This is a genomic window from Pantoea sp. AS-PWVM4 (assembly GCF_000468095.1).
GTDB classification, from domain to species: domain Bacteria; phylum Pseudomonadota; class Gammaproteobacteria; order Enterobacterales; family Enterobacteriaceae; genus Pantoea; species Pantoea phytobeneficialis.
On record NZ_ASZC01000032.1, the window covers coordinates 1 to 22,994 of the forward strand.

The following is a 22,994-nucleotide window of genomic DNA, read 5'->3' on the forward strand; positions in this document are numbered from 1 at the left end:
CCAGAGGCTAATCGCGAAGGGCAAAGCCAGCAAGGCTGCGCTTGGAGCGGTGATGCGCAAGCTGGTTCATCAGTGCTTCGGGGTGCTGAAAACGCGGATGAAGTGGGATGAAAATTACGCAGCTACCGCTTGACGTTCAAGACGGTAGCTACGGGATTTTGCACACATCGTGTAGCGGCGCGGTTTACCGCGCATTGTTAGATATCAATCCGCCAGTAAATGCCCGTACATCGCCAGCAGGCGACGGGTGACACCGTTAGTCCAGCCAAAGCCATCCTGTAACGGATACTCACCACCCCCACCCGGACGGGCGCGGTCGCCGCTGATGTCATACTTCTCCACCAGCTTATGATGCAGCGAATAGAAGTTCTTCACCGTGGTCAGCCAGTTCACCGCAATCTCCGTGGCCAGCGTCTCTTCGCCGTAGTTATTTAACCCGACAATTGCCATCCATTGCAGCGGTGCCCAGCCATTGGGTTTATCCCACTGCTCACCGCTTTCCACCATTGAGGTCACCAGCCCGCCCTGAGTCAACAGTAACTGACGCAATGCCACCGCCTGCAAATGTGCCTGCTCAGGCGTCGATAAGCCGAGGAACAGCGGCACCACCGCCGCCGCCGTGAAGGCACCAAAACGTTGGCGACGCCAGTCGTAATCGCGATACACCCCGGCGGTTTTATCCCACAGATAACGATGAATCGCACGCTTACGCACTTCGGCCTTTTTCTGCCATGCCAGAGCGGTCAGCTCCTCGCCTTTGGCGTGCGACAAGGTAGAGATCATCAACTCCAGTTTGTAGAGAAACGCGTTCAGATCGACCGGGATGAACTGTGTGGTGCGAATGCTCGCCAGGCGGTGGGGATCGCGCAGCCAGCGGGAGGAGTAATCCCAGCCGGAAGCCGCTCCGGCACGCAAATCGCGGTAAACCTCATTGGCCGGACGACTTGATTTGCTGGCGGTTTCCACATCTTCAATCCAGGATTCATCACGCGGCGTGTCGCGGTCGTCCCAGTAGCGATTCAGCAACGAACCATCAGGCATACGCACCACATGGCGGTAGGCCTGATCGGGCATCAGCGATCCGGCACCGTCCATCCAGAACTGATACTCCTTCATCAGATGGTCGAGATAACGTTTCGCGCCGCGAATCCCGTCTTCTTCAAACAGCTCCACCATCAACGCAAACACAGGCGGTTGCGAGCGGCTGAGATAATAGGTGCGGTTGCCGTTGGGCACATGGCCATAGTTATCAATCAGCCAGGCGAAGTTATCCGCCATATCGCGCAGTAAGTCGTCGCGCCCACTCTCCGCCAGACCAAGCATGGTGAAGTAAGAATCCCAGTAGTAGGTCTCACCAAAGCGTCCCCCCGGCACCACATAAGGTTTCGGCAGTGGCAACAGCGACGAGTGCGGCATATGTTGTTGCGGCATTTTAGTTAACACCGGCCACAACTCATCAATATGTTCTGTCAGGGTTTTATCCGGGTTCGATACATAAAAACTTTCATGGTGCTGCGGCAGATAAAAATGATCATGCACGAACTTAGTGAGATCGAATTGGGCAGAACGTTTCCGGCGGCGATAGTGGATTAAAATATCCAGCGGATCATATTTCGGCGCACAATCGGGAAAGGTTTTGCTGTCGGCAAATATCCGCGACATTTGTACATGCTCGAAAAGCTCCAGATAACGATCGGCAGGCGTCAGCGCATCCGGGGCGGGCAGGCCTTCAATCAGCTCCGGCTCCGGCTCCGAATCCTCCATGCCTTCAAGAATTAGCTCGTGAGGATCGTATTGATACTCCAGTTCAGCATCAGTACGTTTTTCCTCGAACGCATTATTTTGCTGTTGGTTAGTATTAATAGCGGCCTCCTGGAAAATCCGGTTTATACAAAGTGCAAATTATAGATCTCTCAACCCTCAGGGCAACAATGCGAAATATCTATGAACGTAATAAATCATGTCGATTGATCGGCTATTTTGGCGATTTTTCAGCGATAACAATGCTCTATATTTCAGGAAATGAAAACAGCATTTGAAATGAAGCTATAAATAAGCAGGCAGAATTATCTGTAAATAAGAAAAACGCCATTGGCGGGCAAAATCTGGCGGGAAATATTGATCAATTGATGGCAAACGCAGCGGCAACCCGTAGCGGCGCGATTTATCGCGCCGTTCCGTGCGCTGTGCCGGAAAAAACCGCGCGATAAATCGCGCCGCTACGCCAGGTGTTAAAACTTACTCTTCGCTGACGCGATAGCGCTCCAGCCAGTGGGCATACGGTGCCGGTAGCACCCACGACGGCTCACTTTTACCCAGCGCCAGCGCAGCATGATACGGCCAGTGCGGGTTTTTCAGGTGCGCACGACCTACCATCACCAGGTCCAGTTGACCTTGTTCAATGGTGGCGTTGGCGATGTGCGGCGTATCAATACCCCAGGCGGAGGCAACCGGAATGTCAGCCTCACGGCGCACACGCTCGGCGATCGGGGCCATAAACGGGCTGCCCCAGGGAATATTGGCATCCGGGGTAGAGAAGCCCATGCTGACGCTCAACAGATCCATGCCGTTGCTGCGCCAGTACTTGGTCAGAGTGATGGCTTCCTGCATCGTCTCTTCGTCGCGGCCATCAAACTCCAGCACACCAAAACGTGCGGTCAACGGCAGGTTTTCTGGCCACACTTCACGAACCGCATCAAAGGTTTCACGCAGGAAACGACTGCGGCCAAAGGCATCGCCGCCATATTCGTCAGTGCGCTGATTGGCGTGGACCGAGAAGAAACTCTGCGCCAGATAGCCGTGGGCGAAGTGCAACTCCAGCCATTCGAAACCGGCGTCACGCGCACGTTTGGCGGCACTGACGAAATCATCGCGCACGCGTTTGATGTCATCCAGCGTCATGGCTTTTGGCACGCGCGGCAGGTTGTTACCAAAGGCGATGGCCGATGGGGAGAGGGTTTCCCAGCCGTTGGCGTCGCTTTCCGCGATATGATCGTCACCTTCCCACGGCTTATTGGCGCTGGCTTTACGTCCGGCATGACCAATCTGGATGCCGGGCACCGCGCCTGCGGCTTTAATCTCCCGCGCGATACGTGCCAGTTTTTCGGCCTGGGTATCGTTCCAGATCCCCAAACAGGCCGGGGTGATGCGGCCTTCTGGTGATACTGCGGTGGCTTCAACAATCACCAGACCGGCTCCGCCGCGCGCCTGGCTGCTGTAATGAACGTAGTGCCATTCGTTGCTCAGGCCATCGATGGCGCTGTACTGGCACATTGGTGGAATCGCGATACGGTTACGCAGCGTCACGTCTTTCAGCGTGAACGGAGAAAATAACCCTGACATAACAACCTCTTAATATGGTTAAAGCAAAATAATCTGTTTGCCGCTGAAGTTACGATGCTGTAACGCCTTCAACTGTGCAGGTAGCTGGTCGTAAGGAAAATGCAGCAGTAACTCGCTGTGTAAGGTTCCCTGCGTGATTTGCGCCAGCATACGTTCACCTTGTTGCGTCAACGTATGCCACTGCTGCGCGTCACCATGCAGATGCAACGCGCCCAGCGCCACTTCGTGTAGCGACAACGCACGCCCGAACGGCGTGCAGGGCCACTGCTCAACCCGGCCCTGAATGCAGACCAGATGGCCGTTTGCCAGTAACAGATCGGCCAGACTGGCGGCATGTTCCGGGCTGATGGCATCAATCACGGCATAGAAACGCGTGGCGTTCTGCCGGGGATCGCTGAGCGTGTGCTTCGCTCCCAGTGCTTGCAGACGTGAAAAGTGACGTTCACTGCTTTGCGTTGTCACTTCAAATCCGCGAGCCTGCGCCAGTTGCACCAGAAAATGCCCGACAGAACCACCGGCACCGGCAATCAACAGCGGGGCACCCGGTTGTACAGGTACTTTCTCAATCGCCTGCCAGGCGGTAAGGGCCGGGCAGGGGAAGGCGGCAGCGGTGGCAAAATCGATGGCGTCCGGGACGCGCATCAACACCTGAGCGGCGATTGGGGTGAATTCGGCAAAACTGCCAGGACGTTGCAGGCTTTGGTGATAAGCCACGCGCGTACCAAGCCAGCGTTGATCGACCTCCGGGCCAATCGCCACCACGGTACCTGCGCCATCCACGCCAGGCACCTTGCCGATTTGGCTGTCGAGCACCTTCCAGTCCACCGGATTGAGGCCAATCGCTGCGTTCTGTACCAGTACATCGCCGGGTGCTAAAGGGGCGGTTGTCAGATAACGATCCTGTAAATCATTCGGCGTGTTGCCGCCTTGCCATACCCAGCCGCGCCAGTCGTCAGGCAGGTTAAACATAGGCACCTGCCGAGTAGGTCAGCTCGTAGCTGTGGCTGTAGATCTCAATGATGTTGCCGAACGGATCTTCCATATACACCATGCGGTACGGCTTCTCGCCGGGGAAATATTCACGCACCGGCATACGTTGTTTGCCGCCAGCGGCGACGATTTTCGCTGCCAGACCTTCAACATCCGGGTCCTGGACGCAGAAATGGAACACGCCGGTTTTCCAGTATTCGAAGTTGTTCTCTGGTTTTTCCGCCGCTTTAAATTCGAAGATTTCTACCCCAACGCGGTCGCCCGTGGAGAGATGCGCGATGCGGAATTTCTCCCAGCCACCGCCAAATACGTCACTGCACATCACGCCAATCGCGGAATCATCTTCCTGAATTTCGGTCGGCGGCATAATCAGGTACCAGCCCATCACTTCGGTATAAAACTTGACGGCCGCGTCGAGGTCGGTGACCGACAGGCCAATATGGGAAAAGGTACGCGGGTAAGGAGCAGTCATCTGCGTTCTCCATTTGTCGAAAAGATCTACAGGCTACTGCGCAACAGGTATAATGAAAACAGTGATTCAGTTATGGGTTTTATAAAATTTCATTATGTTCAATCCACAGTGGTTAAAATCATTCGCCATGCTGGCGGAATTAGGGAGTTTTACTGACAGCGCGGATCGTCTGGGGATTACCCAGGCGGCGGTAAGTCAGCACATCCGCCATCTGGAGCAGCAACTGGGGCCGTTGATCCTGCGCAGCAAACGCCCGCTGGAGCTGACACCCGCTGGACTGGCGCTGCTGGACTATTGTCAGGAAGTGGATCGCGCGCAGCGTCATCTGACGCTGCGTTTAAGCGAAGAGGATCTGACCTGTGGCGAAGTCAGCCTGATTTCACCGGGCAGCATCGGTCTGCGCCTCTACCCGTTGCTGCTGGAACTTCAGCAACAGTACCCGGATCTCAGTATTCGGCACCGTTTTGCACCGGATAGTGAGGTGATAGATGCGGTGCTGCATAACCGCTACGAAATGGGGCTGGTGACGCAAAAGCCGGATGATAAACGGCTGGTGGCGGAGAAATTCGCCGAGGAGCCGCTGGAGTTGGTGGTGCCAGCCGGGGTGAAAATCCATAGCTGGGCGGATCTGGAAACGCTGGGTTATATCGACCATCCTGATGGTCAGGCGATGGCGACGCGTTTGCTAAGCCGCCGTTTTCCTGGCAATCCGGGAGTACGGAATTTGCCGCAGCGCGGTTTCAGTAATCAGATCAGTTTGATCCTTGAACCGGTGGCGTTTGGGTTGGGGTTTGCGGTGATCCCACAATCGGCGCGGCTGGCGTTTGCCCGTCAGGATTCGATTCAGGTAGAGCGTTGCGGCGTGTCGCTGGTGGATACCATTTGGTTGATCCATCGCGCCGAATGGCCGCTATCGGGACGTGCGCGACAAGCGCTGATGTGGCTCGATGATAAGCTGCTGTAGCGGCGCGATTTATCGCGCCGCTACGGGAGGGTTATTTCGCTAACGCAGCCTTGATGACTTCCGCGTAAGCGGTGGTCGGACGCCCAATCAGCGTGCTCAGGGTTTTGCTGTTATCAAACAATCCACCCTGTGCAGCACCGGCATCTGAATCCGCCAGCATCTCTGCCAGGCCGTCCGGCAAGCCCGCACCTTTCAGCGCTGCGGCGAAGTCAGCCTGCGGCAGGTTGACATAATCCACCTTCTCGCCGGACTGCTTAGCAATTTCTGCCGCGAATGCTGCCAGGGTATAGCTGTCGTCACCCGCCAGCTCATAGATTTTACCCGCCTGATCGTCACGGCTGATCACTTCCGCTGCCGCTGCCGCGTAGTCAGCACGCGCGGCTGAGGCGATGCGGCCTTCACCTACCGAACCGATAAATGCATGATGCGCCAGTGCCGGTGGGATGCTGGCAGCATAGTTTTCGGTGTACCAGCCGTTGCGCAGCAGCGCGAACGGAATGCCGGAAGCCTTGAGCTGCGCTTCGGTGGCTCTGTGCTCGACACCAAGACCCAGCGGCGTGGTATCCGCATGCAGCAGGCTGGTATAGGCAATAAAACCCACGCCAGCCGCTTTAGCCGCGTCAATCACCGCTTTGTGCTGAGCTTCTCGCTGTCCCACTTCGCTGGAGGAAATCAGCAACAGTTTGTCGACACCGGCAAAGGCCGTTTTCAGCGTCTCTGGCTGGCTGTAATCCGCGGTACGCAGCGTCACGCCCAGCGCAGCCATATCGGCAGCCTTCTCTGGCGAGCGAACGGCGGCAATCACTTCACTGGCCGGGACTTTTTTCAGTAACGCGTCAATCACTAAACGGCCAAGCTGACCGGTGGCACCTGTAATCGCAATCATGTTGTTCTCCTTCAGTTTGAACTGGTATGCCATCAGGTTAGGAGATAAACTAACTTTTAGTAAGTACTTACAGATTTGTTAGTTTGAAGGGATGACATTAAATGTCTGAAAACCTGAGTGAAAAATTTAGTCGTGGTGAGTTGCTTAACGTGAATTGCCCGTCGCGTGAGGTGCTGAAACGCATTACCAGCCGCTGGAGCGTGCTGGTGCTGCTGGCGCTACGTGAGGAAACCCTGCGTTTTAGCGAACTGCGACGCAGGATTGGTGGTGTCAGCGAACGCATGCTGGCACAGACGCTGCGCTATATGGAAGAAGATGGCTTTGTGCAACGCATTGCTTATGACGTGGTGCCGCCGCATGTGGAGTATCACCTCACGGAACTCGGACGTGAGGTGGAAGGACAGGTGATTGGTCTGGCTGACTGGCTGGAAAGCAACCTGCACCGGATTCTGGATGTGCGTGACAATGTCTGATGAGCGTAGCGGCGCGATTTATCGCGCGGTTCCGTGCGTGGTGCCAGAAAAATCCGCGCGATAAATCGCAAATGGGTTAACCGTGCAAATATTTTTCAAACCATCCTAATGTGCGGCTCCACGCCAACTCGGCTGCCGCCTTGTCGTAACGCGGTGTCGAATCATTATGGAAACCGTGGTTCACGCCGGGATAAATGTACGCCTCATACACTTTATGATTGGCTTTCAATGCGGCTTCATAAGCCGGCCAGCCCTCATTGATACCTTTATCCAGCTCAGCGTAATGCAGCAGCAGCGGAGCCTGAATGCGCGGGACATCCTCCGCCTTCGGCTGGCGGCCATAAAACGGCACCGCGCAGGCCAGTTCCGGGAAGGCCACGGCGGCGGCGTTGGCGACCCCGCCGCCATAACAAAAACCGGTGATGCCGACTTTGCCGGTGCCCGCTTCGTGGTGCATCAGAAAATCTACCGCCGCGAAGAAATCATTCATCAGCTTGACCGGATCGATCTTCGCCTGCATCGCTTTGCCTTCTTCATCGTTGCCCGGATAGCCCCCCACTGAACTCAGGCCATCAGGGGCCAGCGCGATATAGCCCGCTTTTGCTACGCGGCGCGCCACGTCCTCGATATAGGGGTTCAGGCCGCGGTTCTCATGCACCACCACCACCGCAGGCACTTTGCCACTGGTTTTCGCCGGACGCACCAGATAACCGCGCACTTCGCCGTGGCCTTGTGGCGATGGATAGTGGATGTATTCGGGGACAATGTCGGGATCGGTAAATTCTACCTGCTGCGCCAGCGCATAGTTCGGGCTCATCGCGCTGAGCAGCGCCGCGCCCGTCATCCCGGCGATGGTGAACTTCGCGGCCAGCGCGATGAACTCGCGTTTGCTGATTTTGCCGTGGGCGTAGTAGTCGTAAAGCTCCAGCAGTTCCTGCGGAAAATCCTGTGCGGTAAGACGTGTCATAACCTCTCCTTCGCTGATTAACCAGATGGTATTGCCGCTCTAACAAAGCACAGCTTTTAACATCTGGCAAATCGCATGCCGCAGAGGGTTAACTGCATGGATGTGAATAGACGGTTTATTTTTGACGTTTTAATTAGCGGCGAGCAGATCAGCCGCGGGTGAATTTGTACCAGAAATTAACTAATTCCCTCGTTTCGATAAATAATAAATAAAACAACACCTTCACCATGAATAAAAATATTTGTCTTTAATTCAGTTGGATAGCGTTTTTGCAACGCAATGATCATAATCAAAAAATACTGTTATAGTTTTATCAATCCTCACTGTTTATTTTTGTTCGAATCACTTCCTTTTACAGTGGACCGCCTTTTCTTTAGCGGCCACTAAATAAATGCGTGGCGCTTTGTTTGTTAATTATAAGTAAAAACCTGGTGCAATATGCGGCAAAGAGGTAAGCAATGTTCGGATTAGATGCTTTTCACCTGGCAAGGATACAGTTCGCGTTCACTGTCTCCTTTCATATCATTTTCCCGGCCATCACCATCGGTCTTGCCAGCTTTTTGGCGGTGCTGGAAGGTCTGTGGCTGAAATCCCGTAACGAAACCTATCGCGATCTCTACCATTTCTGGTCCAAAGTCTTTGCCGTCAACTTCGGTATGGGCGTGGTTTCTGGCCTGGTGATGGCGTATCAGTTTGGTACTAACTGGAGCGGCTTTTCACAGTTTGCGGGGAGCATCACCGGCCCGTTGCTGACCTATGAAGTCTTGACCGCCTTCTTCCTTGAAGCCGGCTTTCTCGGTGTGATGTTGTTCGGCTGGAACCGTGTTGGCCCGGGCCTGCACTTTTTTGCCACCTGCATGGTGGCGCTGGGCACCATCATCTCTACCTTCTGGATTCTGGCGTCCAACAGTTGGATGCATACCCCACAGGGTTACATCATTGAGAACGGTATCGTGGTGCCGCAGGATTGGTTGAAAATCGTTTTCAACCCCTCGTTCCCGTATCGTTTGCTGCATATGTCAACGGCGGCGTTCCTCGCTAGCGCCTTTTTTGTCGGGGCATCAGCGGCATGGCATCTGTTGAAAGGGAATGACAACCCGGCCATTCGCAAGATGTTTTCTATGGCGCTGTGGATGGCGCTGATCGTTTCGCCGATTCAGGCGATGATCGGTGACGCGCACGGTTTGAACACTCTTGAACATCAGCCAGCGAAAATCGCGGCGATTGAAGGGCACTGGGAAAATCCGCCAGGTGAAGCCACTCCGTTGATTTTGTTCGGTATCCCGGATATGGAGCAGGAGCGCACCAAATACGCGCTGGAAATCCCTTATCTCGGCAGCCTGATTCTGACCCACAGCCTCGATAAACAGGTTCCGGCACTGAAGTCGTTCCCGAAAGAAGATCGGCCAAATTCCACCGTGGTGTTCTGGTCGTTCCGCGTGATGGTGGCGCTAGGCTTGCTGATGATCACCCTCGGCGTGGTCAGTCTGTGGCTACGTTTCAAAGGCCGCCTGTATCAGTCGCGCCCATTCCTGTGGTTTGCGCTGCTAATGGGACCCTCGGGACTGCTGGCGATTCTGGCGGGCTGGTTCACCACAGAAATTGGCCGTCAGCCGTGGGTGGTGTACGGCGTGCAGCGCACCATTGATGCGGTTTCCGCCCACGGTGATCTGCATATGAGCATCAGCCTGTTGGCGTTTATCCTCGTGTACAGCTCGGTATTCGGTGTGGGCTATGTCTACATGATGCGTCTGATAAAGCAGGGGCCGAAAGTCGGTGAAGGTCACGATGTGAATCCGGGTGGTCCGGGTCAGAGCAACACCCCGGCACGTCCACTGTCTGCCGTATCTCATCAGGAAGGAGAACGCTAAATGATCGATTTTTCAATTATCTGGTTTGCGATCATCGTCTTCGCCATCCTGATGTATATCGTGATGGATGGCTTTGATCTCGGTATCGGTTTGCTGTTCCCGTTCAACAAAGATGCGGTTGAACGCGACATGATGGTCAATACCGTGGCCCCGGTCTGGGACGGCAACGAAACCTGGTTGATCCTCGGCGGTGCCGGGCTGTACGGGGCGTTCCCGCTGGCCTACTCGGTGATTGCCGACGCGTTAACCATCCCGCTGACGGTGATGCTGATTGGCCTGATTTTCCGTGGCGTGGCGTTCGAATTCCGCTTCAAAGCAACCGAATCACACCGTCCTTTCTGGGACAAAGCCTTTATCGGCGGTTCGATTCTCGCCACCTTCAGCCAGGGCGTCTCTGTCGGTGCCATCATCAACGGCTTTCCGGTCAGTGGCCGTACCTTCGCGGGTGGCCCACTGGACTGGCTGGCACCGTTCCCGCTGTTCTGCGGTGTTGGTCTGGTGGTGGCGTATGCGTTGCTTGGCTGTACCTGGCTGATTATGAAAACCGAGCACGACCTGCATCGTAAGATGTCAGCGCTGGCAACGCCGCTGGTAATCGCCTTGCTGGTGATTGTCGGCATTATTAGCCTGTGGACGCCGTTCAGCCATCAAGCCATTGCACAACGCTGGTTCAGCCTGCCAAATCTGTTCTGGTTCCTGCCGGTTCCGGTGTTGGTGCTGGTGTGTGCGTGGGGCATTGTGCGGGGCATCAAACGCGAAGCACACTACAGCCCGTTCCTGCTGACGTTGCTGCTTATTTTCCTCGGCTTTTCCGGCCTGGGGATAAGCGTGTGGCCCTATATCATTCCTCCTTCCATCACGCTGTGGCAGGCAGCATCTCCGGCGATCAGCCAGGCATTTATGCTGGTGGGGGGGCTGCTGATTATCCCGGTGATCCTGATGTATACCTTCTGGAGCTACTACGTGTTCCGGGGAAAAGTGAAAGCTAACGAAGGATATCATTGATATGTCAGGACACACTGAAGTGAAAGCACCACTGTGGAAGCGGGTGATGTGGCTGGTGATTATTTACGCTGCAAGCGTGCTGGCACTCGGTGTGGTGGCATCGCTGTTTCGTATGATGATGACGGCCGCGGGGATGCGCTCGCATTGATCAAAAATGTAGCGGCGTGATTTATCGCGCGTTTTTTTCTGACATCGCGCACGAAATTGCGCGAGAAATCGCGCCGCTACGTGATCTGCGTCAGTATTCATTGCTGGTGAAAATATTAGCGAACTAAGCAATTAATGCTTTTCCCGTTGCGCTTTCTTTACCCTTCCTTACATTAGCAATACATTTTTGTTATATTTGTGTGACCGAATACGCAATTCTGCGTCTCCATTTCCTTTCGATCATCACAGAAAATGCTCAGCCTGACTCTGAAAAAACAGTACATCAACGATTTGGTGGACTGGATTGAAGCGAACCTGACCGACGAACTCAACATCGATCTGATTAGCCTGAAATCCGGTTATTCCAAATGGCACATGCAGCGCATGTTCAAAGAAATGACCGGACAAACGCTGGCGTCGTACACCCGCAAGCGTCGTCTGACCATGTCAGCGATGGCGCTGCGCCTGACGCGTATGCCGTTGATTGATATCGCCGTGCGTTTTGGTTTTGATAACCAACAGAATTTCACCCGCGTGTTCAAAAACCATTTCTCGCTGACCCCGGGTGCATATCGCCGCATTCCGGAACTTCAGTTAAAGGATTTCCACAGTCGCATCCCCACGCAGCATCGCTGGGTTGACGTGCGGCTGGCGGAGAAGCCCGAGTTGCGCCTGTGCGGTGAAGTGATTGAATGGGAATGTCGTTTTGGGGAGTACATCCACGATCATGGTGATGTGGTCGCCCAACATGCGCGCGATTTCGTGGCTTTTGCCGGACAGCATGTGAACAAAGGCTGGCTCGGTTTTCAGTTCAGTCCGGGGGAAGGCTCCGCCGACCAGCAACATATCAGCCTGTTTCAGGCGCTGGAAAGCCAGCATGGCGATGTGCTGCCGGGTAATGCGGTGAACTGGACCGGTGAAAGTGGTTTGTATGCGGAAATTGACTGGCAGGGTACGCCGGAGCAGATCAACGCCTTTACCGCCGATATGTACTATATCCATCTACCGGCGTTGGGCGTTGCCCGTCGTGAGGGCAAGGATCTGCTACGTCTTGATCTGAAAAACAGCACCCCGGATCTGTTAACCGGCACCTTCTTCATTCCGGTTAGTGCCGGATAATGCATAATTCGTGCGGTGAACTGTGATAAACCGCACGATTTTATAAAATACTTCCCATAACCGGCGTAAAATTCTCCATCGAAACCTGATCCCCCGCGTAAAACCCTGACGCCCCCGAATCAGGCTGAATAATCACCTGCATTCCTGGTCCAGCCCGGACCACTAAAGAGAAGAAAAATGATGCGACTTTTACCGTTGTTCCTTGTGACAGCGCTGACCGCGTTTTCGGCTATTGCCGGCGCTCAGCTCTCTGAACCATTCTCACCGCCAGCCGGTTTGCATCCGCACCAGAGCTGCCAACAGCATGAGATTTCCGGTGATAACCCGTTACCGCAAAATAATGGCGGCATGCTGGAGTGTGGTCACAACGACGCGCTGCAAAACTAAGTTTGCAGCGTCTGACGTTCAGCCCGCCGCGCCAGCAAGCTGGCACGGATAAACGCGACGATAAACACCGCGGAAAATAACACCACGATGGTGGGCGCAGGTGCGCTATCCAGATAAAACGACAGATACACTCCGCTAAGCGAAACCAGCACCGCCACCGTCACCGCCGCCATCAGCGCGTGTGAAAAGCGTTGCGTCAGCAGCAAGGCAATTGCCCCCGGCGCAATCAGCAACGACACCGACAAAATAATGCCCACCGCCTTCATGGTGGCGACGATGGTCAGCGCGACCATGCACAGCAGGCCGTAATGTAACCAGCCGGTACGCAAGCCGCTGGCCTGTGCCTGTTGTTGATCGAAGCAGAACAACAAAAAATCCCGCCACTTCACCGCCATGATCAGCAAAATCACCGCTGCGATAAGCGTGGTTTGCACCATGTCGCTGAGGGTGATGCCCAACATATCGCCGAACAGGATATGATCCAGATGGACTTCCGGTTTGGTGGCGATATACAGAATCAACCCGACCGCGAACATCCCGGAAAACACAATGCCCATCACCGTATCCTGCTTGATGCGGCTGTTGTCCTTCAGGTAGCCGCTGGCGACAGCGCAAAATACGCCGGCAACAAAAGCGCCCAGCGCCAGTGGCAGACCGAGTATCCACGCCAGCACAATCCCCGGAAACACCGCATGACTCATGGCATCGCCCATCAAGGCCCAGCCTTTCAGCACCAGAAACACGGATAACAACGCGCAGGGAATTGCCACCACCAGCGCAATCAACAATGCCTGATTCATAAAGGCAAACTGGAAAGGTTCCAGCAGCAGCGTCAGCATGGGATATCCTCCTGATGCGCGCGTGCGCGGCGGCGTTGCGCCAGCAGCCCCTGCTGCGGAGCAAAGACAAATGCCAGCAAAAACAACAGCGTTTGCGCCACTACGATGATGCCGCCGGTGGCACCGTCAAGATAATAGCTGGCCCAGGCACCAAGAAAACTGGTGACGCTGCCGATAGCCACGGCGATAGCCAGCAGGCGCGGGAAGCGATCGGTCAACAGCCAGGCGGTAGCCCCTGGTGTCACCACCAGGCAGATCACCAGAAATGCGCCGACAGTTTGTAGCGCTGCCACGGTGGAAAGCGCCAGCAGGGTGAAAAACAGCAGCTTCAACCGTTGTGGATTGAGGCCGATGGCGCGCGCATGGTTCTCATCAAAAAAGGTCACCAGCAGATCTTTCCATTTGAAAAACAGCACGCAAATGGAGACTGCGCCAATCAGCGTCAGTTGCAGGATATCGGCGGGAGCGATGGCGAGAATGTTACCTAATACAATGGTTTGGATATTCACCGCGGTCGGATTTAGCGACACCATAAACAGCCCGAGGCCGAAGAACGAGGAGAAAATCAGACCGATAATCGCGTCCTCTTTTAAGCGAGTACGGTGGTTGAGAAACAACATGCTGCCCGCGGCCAATCCTCCCGAGAGAAAGGCACCGAGGGCGAAGGGTAAACCCAGCATATATGCGCCTGCCACACCGGGCACAATCGAGTGTGACAACGCATCGCCAATCAGCGACCAACCTTTCAGCATCAGGTAGCAGGAGAGAAAAGCGCATATCCCGCCGACCAGTGCCGATACCCACATGGCGTTCAGCATGTATTGGTAGGTAAAGGGTTCCATCAGCCATTGCATAGTCAGGCCCTCTCGCTGCCTGGCGGCAGATGTGACACAAACGGCCGTTCATCATCGGTGATGATGCGGTCTTCCGAGCCGTTCAGCACCACATGGCGCAGCACCCCGCTAAAAGCGCGTTCGAGGTTTTCTGCTGTGAAGGTGGTGGCAGTTGGGCCGCTTGCCAGTACCGTGCCTTTCACCATCACCGTGTAGTCACAGAATTCGGTAACGGAACCAAGGTTATGGGTCGATACCAGCATGGTTTTGCCCTCGTCTCGCAGCTCACCCAGCAGGCTGATGATCTTCGCCTCCGTCTGCACATCCACCCCGGTGAAAGGTTCATCCAGCAGGATGACTTCTCCCTGCTGAGCTATCGCGCGTGCCAGAAACACGCGTTTTTTCTGCCCACCGGACAGCTCGCCAATCTGGCGTTGGCGAAAGGCCAGCATATCAACCCGTTCCAGAGCGGCATTGACGATGGCGTGATCGTGCTCTTTGGCGATACGCAGCATCCCCATATGGCCATAACGCCCCATCATCACCACGTCTTCGACCAGCACCGGAAAGGACCAGTCAACCTCTTCGGCCTGGGGCACGTAGGCGACCAGATTGCGCCGCAGCGCCTGGCGCGTCGGCATGCCGAGAATGCGGATTTCTCCCTGTGCCAGGCGCACAAAGCCCATCACCGCTTTGAACAGCGTTGATTTGCCGGAACCGTTAACCCCGACCAGGGCGGCGATCGAGCCGCCTGGTACGTTAAAATTGGCCTCACGCAGCGCCGTGTGTCCGTTACGGTAAGTGACGCTGACCCCGGAAGCGCTAATCGCTGGCAGCTTTGTCATGGATTACTCCTTCAAACCGTCTTTGATGCCCTGCACCAGGGTGCGGGTGGTGACGTTGAGCAGGTCGAGATAGGTCGGCACCGGGCCATCAGGGCCGCTCAGCGAGTCGACATACAACACGCCGCCATAATGCGCGCCTGTTTCGCGTGCCACCTGACGTGCCGCTTTATCGGATACCGTGCTTTCACTGAACACGGCGGGGATCTGATCCGCACGCACGCGGTCAATCACCCGACGTACCTGCTGTGGTGTGCCTTGCGAATCGGCATTAATCGGCCACAGATAGAGTTCTTTCAGCCCCAGATCGCGCGCCAGATAGGAAAATGCACCTTCGCTCGACACCAGCCAGCGTTTGTTTTCCGGCAGTTGTGCCACCTGCTGACGCAGTGGTTGCAGCGTATCAGTGATTTTTTGTTTGTAAGCGGCGGCGTTGCGCTGATAGATCGCCGCATTGTCTGGATCGTATTTCACCAGCGCATCGCGAATATTATCGACGTAAATCAGCGCGTTATCGGGTGACATCCAGGCGTGAGGATTCGGTTTGCCGTTGTACGGGCCTTCGGTGATGCCCATCGGTGTCACGCCCTGGGTGACGATAACCTCGGGCACATCTTTTAAGTGCTGATAAAAACGACGGAACCACAGTTCGAGGTTCATCCCGTTGGCGAGAATCAGCTGAGCACCCTGCGCGCGTTTGATATCGCCTGGCGTCGGCTGGTATTCATGAATTTCTGCCCCCGGTTTGGTGATGGAACTCACCTCTGCGGCATCCCCGGCGACGTTTTTCGCCATATCGGCGATCACCGTAAAGGTGGTGATGACCTTCAGTTTTTCGCGGGCATAAGCGCCGGGGTTGAACAAAGTACTCAGCAGCGCGCCGAGCACGATTCCTTTCATCATTTTCATACCGTCAGTCCCGAAGTGATTGAAAATCGATCTGATATAGCAATTGCTATACTTTATAGCAGTTGCTAATGAAATGAGAAAGGTCTGGTGTGTAAAGCTGTGTATGCGCTGGCGAAGCGGAGTAAATAGGTTGCACTTCTCCTTCTCCCGCTGGTGGGAGAAGGCCGGGATGAGGGAATCAGTCCGCACGAAATTCCACGCGATAAATCGCGCCGCTACAGATAGCTGGATGTAGATAGCATTTTTCGGCATTGCGCTTAAGATATATCATAACTATTCTGTCCAGCGTCAGATGAGAATGAGTTTCGCTTTCATATTTGATTCATGCGCGGGCTTCTGACGCCCGACGCGAGGCAAAATAATGGAAAAAAAACCTGAATCGACCAGCGCAGTGCTGGCCCGGACCTATCACTCGATTTCGCTGGCGGCGGCACGCACCGTTATCTCGGCAGCACTGGAAACCGCTGCACAGCATGGCTGGCATATCAGCGTAGCGGTGGTGGATCGCGCCGGTGAGTTGGTCAGTCTTGACCGCAGCGATGCGGCAATTGGCATCAGCCCGAGTGTCGCGCAGGGTAAAGCGCGGACTGCCGCGTTGCTGCGCGCTCCTTCGAAAGAGTTTGAAAGCTTTATCAACAGCGGCAGCCCGAGTTTTCTTGCCACACCGGGTGTGACGCCGCTGGAAGGCGGCATTCCGCTGTGGTTGCACGGCGAGGTCATTGGCGCGGTAGGCGTGAGCGGGGCACATGGCGCGAACGATTCGCTGGTGGCTGAACTGGCGGCTGAAGCGCTGGCTGCATTCTGAGGAGCAGGGAATGGCATCATTACAGGCTAAACATTTGGTGGTGATTGGCGGCAGCTCCGGCATTGGCTGGCAGGTGGCTCAACTGGCGGCAGCGCAGGGGGCGCAACTGACCCTTCTCGGTCGCAATGCCGAACGTCTGGCACAGGCGCAAGCCACGCTGACGCAGCAGGGCGCTCAGGTAGCGACGCTGGTGGTCGATGCACACGATCATGACGCACTGCGCAGTGCGTTTAAACAGCTCGATGCCTTCGATCATCTGGTTTCGATGGTCGGCGATGCGATGGGCGGTGGTTTCCTCAGCGCCGATATGGCGCTGATTGAGAAAGTGATTTACTCAAAATTCCTCACCAATGTGCTGATTGGCAAACTGGCGGCAGAAAAAGTGCGGGCAGGTGGTTCTCTGACCTTCACCGCCGGTACCGGCGGCCGCGCTCAGGATGCCTGCGCCAGCTATGTGGGTAACCAGGGCATTGTGTCGCTGGCGCAGGGCCTGGCGGTGGAGCTGGCACCCAAAGCGCGCGTCAATTGTGTCGCCCCTACCTGGACGGTGACGCCGTTCTGGCGACAGCAGGCGGCGGAGCAGGTGGAACAAACCCGGCAGCACTTTGCTGAGATCATTCCGCTGGGACGCACCGCTGAGATTGACGAACTCGCCAGCGCTTATCTGTTCTTAATACAAAACGACTTTATTACCGGACAACAAATTGCGGTGGACGGCGGCATTATGCTCGGCTGATCCTCGCAGGGAGATATGACTTGAGAAAACAGACCTCTTCGGGCAACCCACGCGCACCGCGTCGTGTGCGCAATGAACTGCGCTTTCGCCACATTACCGTGGCGAGCAAAACCCGCATCGCCGGGCAATTCTGGCGTATCGTTTTTACCGGCAGCGATCTGGCCGGTTTTAACTCGCCTTCTTATGATGACCACATCAAAGTGTTCTTCCCGGAGCCGGGTAGCGCGCTGACACTGCCGACCATGACCGACGAGGGCGTGGTGTGGCCTGCTGGCGTACGTCCGGCCGCGCGTGATTACACCCCGCTGGAATTTAACGGTGTCGATTCGCTAACCCTCGATTTCTATATCCACGATGGCGGCGTCGCCAGTAGCTGGGCTAACGACGCACAGCCGGGCGATCAGCTGGCGATGGGCGGCCCGCGTGGCTCCTGTGTGGTGCCGGTCGATTATGCTTGTCAGGTTTATGTCTTTGATGAAACCGGCCTGCCTGCCATCAAACGCCGTCTGGCGGAAGTTGAGGCGCAGGAGGTGCATCTGCTGGCGTTTGTTGATGAGGCCACCGGGCGTGATTATCTGGGCGATCTCGACGGTGTGAATATTAGCTGGCTGGGCAGCGGCACCATGCAGAGCGATAACCTCGGCGCGCTGATTGCAAAGCTGGATAAGATCTCGATCCCCAGCGAGGAATACTTTATCTGGCTGACCGGGGAAGGTGAGGCGGTGAAGCTGCTGAGCGATTACTTTACCCAGCGTCGCGGTGCAGATACCGATTTTGTTCGCGCTGTCGCCTACTGGCATCAGAAATAACCGACTCTTGCCCGTCCAGTTGCCGCCTGTGTTGAATTTTGCCAGGCGGCAGACTACTATCAACCTCCCTTAACCGACCCCTCAGGCAGGCAATGAAACAGCATCGCGACTCTCCCTGGCACGGCGACCACGCCCAGCGTGCATTTTGTGCAGGCGCACGCAAAAAGCGTCGGGAACGTATGCTTGATGCCAGCGATATCCGCCTGTTGATGTTGCACTTTCTTGCCCAGAGCGACGCTCACGGCTATGAGCTGATCAAATCGGTTGAAGAACTCTCCAAAGGGGAATACTCCCCCAGTCCCGGTATTATCTACCCCAACCTGACGCTGCTGGAAGAAACCGATGCCATTCGCGTGGTGGATGCGCAGGAGTCGCGTAAAGCCTACACGCTTAACGACAGTGGCCGCGCGCTGCTGGCTGAAAATCGTGAAAATGTGGATACCATTATTAGCCGCTTAACCTCGCTGGCTATTCTGGTAAATAATCGCAGCATTCCGGCAGTAGAACAGGCAATTCACAATATTAAATTCACGTTAAATCATCGTCTGGCGCAGGAAAATATTTCTGAAGATGCATTGAATATTGTGATTTCCGCACTGAATGAAGCTGCGGAAAAAATTGCAAAGAGTTGATCTAAGTCATTTTTACGCCGAAATTTGTTGCAACATTGTTTTATTTAAATAAACAAATAAAAACAAACCTGTAGCATAAATATCATCCAAACCAAAAAGGTTTGGGTGGTAAATATAAACGGTAGTTTTTCCCGCAATTATTCAGCGCTACTTTCCCCTCATCGCATTCACTCTGAAGCGTTAAGGGAAAAGAATATGTCTGAAACAAAAAAACAGCCGGTGCATGATCTGCGTTCGGCTATCGCATTGCTGCAAAGTCTGAAAGGCGAATTCGTCAGTACCGATACCGAAGTCGACCCCCATGCGGAACTCTCCGGCGTATACCGCTATGTTGGTGCTGGCGGCACCTGTGAACGTCCGACGCGCAAAGGCCCGGCGATGATGTTCAACAAGGTGAAAGGTTTTCCTGATGTGCGCGTGGTGACCGGCCTGATGTCCACTCGTGAACGTGTTGGTCATCTGCTGGATTGCGCGCCGGAAAAACTTGGTTTTCTGCTGAAAGATTCGGTGCATCACGCGGTGGCACCGGTAGTGATCAGCGAGAAACCCTTGTGTCAGGAAGTGGTGCATTACGCGGAAGACCCTAATTTTGATCTGCGTACCCTGCTGCCAGCGCCAACCAATACCGAAGAGGATGCCGGTCCTTACTTCACCATGGGGATGTGCTACGCCTCCGACCCGGAAACTCACGAATCGGATATCACCATTCACCGTCTGTGCATCCAGAGCCGCGACGAACTGTCGATGTGGCTGACCCCAGGCCGCCATATTGATGCCTTCCGTGAGAAAGCCGAAAAGGCCGGCAAACCGCTGCCGATCTCCATCAGCATCGGTGTTGACCCGGCAATCGAAATCGCCGCCTGCTTTGAGCCGCCAACAACTCCACTGGGCTTTAACGAACTGAGCATTGCCGGTGCACTGCGTGGCAAACCGGTGGAACTGGCACCTTGCGTCAGCATCAACGAGAAAGCCATTGCACACGCTGAAATCGTGATTGAAGGCGAGCTGCTGCCAAATGTGCGGGTGCGTGAAGACCAGAACACCAACACCGGCAAAGCGATGCCGGAATTCCCGGGTTATACCGGCGAAGCGAAAGCCGAGCTGCCGGTCATCAAAGTGAAAGCGGTGACGCACCGTAAACATCCGATTCTGCAAACCACCCTTGGTCCAAGCGGCGAACACGTCAGCATGGCCGGTATCCCGACCGAAGCCAGTATTCTCGATATGCTGGAACGCGCGATGCCAGGCCGTGTGCTGAACGTCAATGCGCACACCTCCGGTGGCGGCAAATTGCTGGCGGTGATCCAGTTTAAAAAATCTGCGCCAGTGGATGAAGGTCGTCAGCGTCAGGCTGCCCTGATTGCTTTTGCCGCGTTCTCAGAACTGAAACACGTCATTCTGGTGGATGACGACGTGGACGTGTTCGACACCGACGACATCCTGTGGGCCATGCAGACCCGCTTCCAGGGCGATGTCGATATCGCCACCATCGCCGGGGTGCGTTGCCATCCGCTCGACCCATCGCAGCAGCCAGGCTACAGCGCCAGCATTACCCAGCAAGGGATGACCACCAAAACCATCTTTGACTGCACCGTGCCGTGGCATATGAAAGCCCACTTTGAACGTTCGAAGTTCAAAGAGGTAGATGTAAAACGTTTCCTTCCCGATTTTGAGTAAGTGAGGTTGTAGTGAGCAGAAGGCGCATTATCGTCGGCATTAGTGGCGCATCCGGTTTTCAGTACGGCATGAAGGCGCTGCAACTGCTGCGCGATCAGGATATTGAGGTGCATCTGGTGGTGACCAAAGGTGCAGAGGTGACGCGTTCCATGGAAACCACCTGGCAGCGGCAGGAGATTACCGATTTGGCGGATGAGGTGCACAGCATCAGCAATCTCGGCGCCTCGATCTCCAGCGGCTCGTTTAAGACCCTCGGCATGCTGATTGCGCCCTGCTCAATGAATTCGCTGGCGTCCATCGCACATGGGCTGACCGGCAATCTGCTGACCCGTGCGGCAGATGTGATCCTGAAAGAGCGGCGTCGGCTGGTGCTGATGGTACGTGAGACGCCGCTCAATCTGGTGCACATCCGCAATATGGCGGCAGTGACGGAAATGGGCGGGATCGTTTATCCGCCAGTTCCGGCCTTTTACCAGAAGCCACAATCCGTGGATGAAATGGTGCATCACAGCGTATCGCGTGCCCTCGACCTGTTTGATCTCGACGTCGGCAACCTGAAACGCTGGGGTGAAAAACATAATGAAGCCTAAGGAGTAAATTATGGTAGTGGGACCCTTTGTCAACGGCAGCGCCGTGCTGATTGGTGGGATGGCAGGCGCTTTTCTCGGCACCAAAGTGCCGGAACGCTTACGCGTAGCACTGCCGATGACCTTCGGCCTGTCGTCGATGGGCCTCGGGATTGTATTGATTGGTAAGATTCACAGCTTACCGGCGGTGATTCTGGCGCTGATTATCGGTGCCGCTCTCGGTGAACTGGTGTTTCTGGAGGAGAAAATTGGCCGCCTCGGTAATCTGGCAAAAGGGCTGGTTGGGCGTTTCCAGGGTGAACAAACCGAAACCGGTCTGACGGGCGCGGCCTTTACCGAGAAGTACGTGGCGATTATGGTGTTGTTCTGCGCCAGCGGTACCGGCATTATCGGGGCGATGACCGAAGGGATGACACACGATCCCAATATCCTGTTTGTTAAATCCATTATGGATATCTTCACCGCCGCGATTTTTGCTACCTTGCTGGGTTATGCAGTAGCGGTGATTGCCGTACCGCAACTCATCATTCAGCTGGCGCTGGCGTCAGCCGCAGTGCTGATTATGCCGCACACCACCGCAACCATGATGAGTGACTTTACCGCGGCGGGTGGATTTATCATGTTGGCGGCGGGTTTCCGTATCGCCGGAATTAAATCATTCCCGGTGGCGAATATGTTACCCGCGCTGGTGCTGGTGATGCCGATCAGCCATCTGTGGACGATGTTTATTCATTAAGCAGTACGACAGCCGCGGTTGGATCGGGGTTAGCCATGTCGTATCAGGCGCGAGGAGGCGCGGAGCATCATGGATCTCAAACGATTGCATTACTTTTGCACAATAGCGGAACAGGGCTCCATCAGTAAAGCCGCAAAGCTATTGAACATCGCACAACCGCCGCTGGGTAAACGTCTCCAGGAACTGGAAGAGGAAATTGGTTCGCCGCTGTTTACCCGCACCCCACGCCGTATGGTGCTGACCGAGGCCGGAACTTTTCTTTATCGTCAGGCATGTGACATCCTGAGCCGGGTCAATCAACTGAAGCGTCAGACCATCACCATTGCCACACGTAAGCAGCGTAGGGTGAATATCGGTATCTCCTACCTGTATCTGCGCTATTTCAATACCATCCTGATGGATTACTACCGCAACCGCCCCGACTGGGATATTAACGTTATCGTGTCTGACTCCAGCCATCTGGAAGCGATGCTGCTGGATAACACCGTTGATATTGCGCTGATGCAAACCCCTGGCGATCGTCAGGCGTGGTTTGTGCGTGAGCTGGAACCGATTGATACCATTGCGGTGATCTCTTCACATTACGCGCCAATGCTGGCGGGAAAAGCGTTGCAGTTTGCCGATCTCAGCGGCATTCCACTGATTCTGCTACACCGCATTGGTGGGGAAGGAACCTATGAAGTGCTGCGCAGTAAGCTGTTCAGTAGCCTTGAACAGGTGAACATCAGTATCAAGGTATCCGAACCCCGTCTGGTGCTGGAAATGATGGAGCAGGGGTTTGATGGCGCGGCCTTTTTACCGCGCTCGGAGTTTATCCCCAGTGCGCAGGGCAGATATATGGTGTGTCCACTGGCGGAACCCTTCGCGATTTACCATCCGGCGATTGTTGCGTTGAGCACCGCGCAGGATCGCCTGCTGTGGCCGCTGGAACATGAAGTGGCGTAGCGGCGCGATTTATCGCGCGTT

General features: G+C 55.2%; 25 protein-coding genes and 1 pseudogene. 16 read left to right on the forward strand and 10 right to left on the reverse strand.

What is annotated here, in order from left to right; translation table 11 throughout:
• A pseudogene (locus tag L579_RS24250) lies at positions 1 to 133 on the forward strand (IS110 family transposase); the annotation flags it as partial.
• 71 nt (positions 134 to 204) lie between these two features.
• Here L579_RS24250 and treF read toward each other — a convergent pair.
• The 4 genes from treF to L579_RS22080 form a co-directional block, all read right to left on the reverse strand.
• Positions 205 to 1,863: an alpha,alpha-trehalase TreF gene (gene treF, locus L579_RS22065; RefSeq protein ID WP_051337999.1), complete on the reverse strand. Its 1,659-nt coding sequence runs from the start codon at positions 1,861 to 1,863 to the stop codon at positions 205 to 207.
• A gap of 375 nt (positions 1,864 to 2,238) precedes the next feature.
• Positions 2,239 to 3,342: an NADH:flavin oxidoreductase/NADH oxidase gene (locus L579_RS22070; protein WP_021186359.1), complete on the reverse strand. Its 1,104-nt coding sequence runs from the start codon at positions 3,340 to 3,342 to the stop codon at positions 2,239 to 2,241.
• Between the two features lie 18 nt (positions 3,343 to 3,360).
• Positions 3,361 to 4,311, reverse strand: coding sequence for a zinc-binding dehydrogenase (locus L579_RS22075; protein ID WP_021186360.1), 951 nt, complete (start codon positions 4,309 to 4,311; stop codon positions 3,361 to 3,363).
• A complete protein-coding gene (locus tag L579_RS22080) occupies positions 4,304 to 4,804 on the reverse strand; it encodes a lactoylglutathione lyase family protein (RefSeq protein WP_013510426.1) in 501 nt (166 codons plus the stop codon). Before L579_RS22080 ends, L579_RS22075 begins: the two co-directional genes overlap by 8 nt.
• 94 nt (positions 4,805 to 4,898) lie before the next feature.
• On the opposite strand from L579_RS22080, the gene L579_RS22085 reads away from it, so the two are divergent.
• Complete coding sequence (locus L579_RS22085) at positions 4,899 to 5,768, forward strand: LysR family transcriptional regulator (protein ID WP_021186361.1); 870 nt, start codon at positions 4,899 to 4,901, stop codon at positions 5,766 to 5,768.
• Positions 5,769 to 5,799: 31 nt separating this feature from the next.
• On the opposite strand, the gene L579_RS22090 is transcribed toward L579_RS22085, so the two are convergent.
• Positions 5,800 to 6,654, reverse strand: coding sequence for an SDR family oxidoreductase (locus L579_RS22090; RefSeq protein WP_021186362.1), 855 nt, complete (start codon positions 6,652 to 6,654; stop codon positions 5,800 to 5,802).
• Positions 6,655 to 6,755: 101 nt separating this feature from the next.
• Here L579_RS22090 and L579_RS22095 point away from each other — a divergent pair, with 101 nt between their 5' ends.
• A complete protein-coding gene (locus L579_RS22095; RefSeq protein WP_021186363.1) occupies positions 6,756 to 7,127 on the forward strand; it encodes a winged helix-turn-helix transcriptional regulator in 372 nt (123 codons plus the stop codon).
• A 76-nt stretch (positions 7,128 to 7,203) separates the two neighbouring features.
• On the opposite strand, the gene yghX is transcribed toward L579_RS22095, so the two are convergent.
• Positions 7,204 to 8,094, reverse strand: coding sequence for a YghX family hydrolase (gene yghX, locus L579_RS22100; RefSeq protein ID WP_021186364.1), 891 nt, complete (start codon positions 8,092 to 8,094; stop codon positions 7,204 to 7,206).
• 458 nt (positions 8,095 to 8,552) lie between these two features.
• Between yghX and L579_RS22105 the strand changes: the two genes are divergently transcribed.
• The 5 genes from L579_RS22105 (at position 8,553) to L579_RS22120 (ending at position 12,623) form a co-directional block, all read left to right on the forward strand.
• Positions 8,553 to 9,965: a cytochrome ubiquinol oxidase subunit I gene (locus L579_RS22105; RefSeq protein WP_021186365.1), complete on the forward strand. Its 1,413-nt coding sequence runs from the start codon at positions 8,553 to 8,555 to the stop codon at positions 9,963 to 9,965.
• The gene (gene cydB / locus L579_RS22110; RefSeq protein WP_021186366.1) at positions 9,966 to 10,970 is read left to right on the forward strand and encodes a cytochrome d ubiquinol oxidase subunit II; all 1,005 of its coding nucleotides are present in this window, start codon (positions 9,966 to 9,968) and stop codon (positions 10,968 to 10,970) included.
• Between the two features lies 1 nt (position 10,971).
• Positions 10,972 to 11,118: a DUF2474 domain-containing protein gene (locus tag L579_RS23505; RefSeq protein ID WP_021186367.1), complete on the forward strand. Its 147-nt coding sequence runs from the start codon at positions 10,972 to 10,974 to the stop codon at positions 11,116 to 11,118.
• 251 nt (positions 11,119 to 11,369) lie between these two features.
• Complete coding sequence (locus L579_RS22115; protein WP_021186368.1) at positions 11,370 to 12,236, forward strand: helix-turn-helix domain-containing protein; 867 nt, start codon at positions 11,370 to 11,372, stop codon at positions 12,234 to 12,236.
• Between the two features lie 177 nt (positions 12,237 to 12,413).
• Positions 12,414 to 12,623 (forward strand): hypothetical protein, encoded by a 210-nt coding sequence (locus tag L579_RS22120; protein WP_021186369.1) that lies wholly within the window; start codon positions 12,414 to 12,416, stop codon positions 12,621 to 12,623.
• Here the strand turns inward: L579_RS22120 and L579_RS22125 are convergent.
• The 4 genes from L579_RS22125 to L579_RS22140 are packed head-to-tail and all read right to left on the reverse strand — an operon-like array spanning position 12,620 to position 16,037.
• Positions 12,620 to 13,462, reverse strand: coding sequence for a metal ABC transporter permease (locus tag L579_RS22125; protein ID WP_021186370.1), 843 nt, complete (start codon positions 13,460 to 13,462; stop codon positions 12,620 to 12,622). The two genes, L579_RS22120 and L579_RS22125, sit on opposite strands and share 4 nt — an antisense overlap.
• The gene (gene sitC / locus L579_RS22130) at positions 13,456 to 14,316 is read right to left on the reverse strand and encodes an iron/manganese ABC transporter permease subunit SitC (protein WP_021186371.1); all 861 of its coding nucleotides are present in this window, start codon (positions 14,314 to 14,316) and stop codon (positions 13,456 to 13,458) included. Before sitC ends, L579_RS22125 begins: the two co-directional genes overlap by 7 nt.
• Positions 14,317 to 14,318: 2 nt before the next feature.
• Positions 14,319 to 15,140: a manganese/iron ABC transporter ATP-binding protein gene (locus L579_RS22135; protein WP_021186372.1), complete on the reverse strand. Its 822-nt coding sequence runs from the start codon at positions 15,138 to 15,140 to the stop codon at positions 14,319 to 14,321.
• A 3-nt stretch (positions 15,141 to 15,143) separates the two neighbouring features.
• Entirely contained in the window at positions 15,144 to 16,037 is an 894-nt protein-coding gene (locus tag L579_RS22140; protein ID WP_369758295.1) for a metal ABC transporter substrate-binding protein, read from the reverse strand.
• 370 nt (positions 16,038 to 16,407) lie between these two features.
• On the opposite strand from L579_RS22140, the gene L579_RS22145 reads away from it, so the two are divergent.
• The 8 genes from L579_RS22145 to L579_RS22180 all read left to right on the forward strand — a co-directional run bounded on the left by L579_RS22145 (position 16,408) and on the right by L579_RS22180 (position 22,973).
• Positions 16,408 to 16,851, forward strand: coding sequence for a GlcG/HbpS family heme-binding protein (locus tag L579_RS22145; protein ID WP_021186374.1), 444 nt, complete (start codon positions 16,408 to 16,410; stop codon positions 16,849 to 16,851).
• Complete coding sequence (locus L579_RS22150; protein ID WP_235056640.1) at positions 16,793 to 17,587, forward strand: SDR family oxidoreductase; 795 nt, start codon at positions 16,793 to 16,795, stop codon at positions 17,585 to 17,587. Before L579_RS22145 ends, L579_RS22150 begins: the two co-directional genes overlap by 59 nt.
• A gap of 20 nt (positions 17,588 to 17,607) precedes the next feature.
• Entirely contained in the window at positions 17,608 to 18,396 is a 789-nt protein-coding gene (locus L579_RS22155) for a siderophore-interacting protein (protein ID WP_021186376.1), read from the forward strand.
• Positions 18,397 to 18,488: 92 nt separating this feature from the next.
• Entirely contained in the window at positions 18,489 to 19,028 is a 540-nt protein-coding gene (locus L579_RS22160; RefSeq protein ID WP_021186377.1) for a PadR family transcriptional regulator, read from the forward strand.
• 195 nt (positions 19,029 to 19,223) lie between these two features.
• Complete coding sequence (locus L579_RS22165) at positions 19,224 to 20,705, forward strand: UbiD family decarboxylase (protein ID WP_021186378.1); 1,482 nt, start codon at positions 19,224 to 19,226, stop codon at positions 20,703 to 20,705.
• Between the two features lie 11 nt (positions 20,706 to 20,716).
• Positions 20,717 to 21,295 (forward strand): UbiX family flavin prenyltransferase, encoded by a 579-nt coding sequence (locus L579_RS22170; protein WP_021186379.1) that lies wholly within the window; start codon positions 20,717 to 20,719, stop codon positions 21,293 to 21,295.
• A gap of 10 nt (positions 21,296 to 21,305) precedes the next feature.
• Complete coding sequence (locus L579_RS22175) at positions 21,306 to 22,028, forward strand: DUF554 domain-containing protein (protein WP_021186380.1); 723 nt, start codon at positions 21,306 to 21,308, stop codon at positions 22,026 to 22,028.
• 69 nt (positions 22,029 to 22,097) lie between these two features.
• Positions 22,098 to 22,973 carry a LysR family transcriptional regulator gene (locus L579_RS22180; RefSeq protein WP_021186381.1) on the forward strand — a complete coding sequence of 292 codons (876 nt, stop codon included), beginning with the start codon at positions 22,098 to 22,100 and terminating at the stop codon, positions 22,971 to 22,973.
• The last annotated feature ends 21 nt before the right edge of the window (positions 22,974 to 22,994 follow it).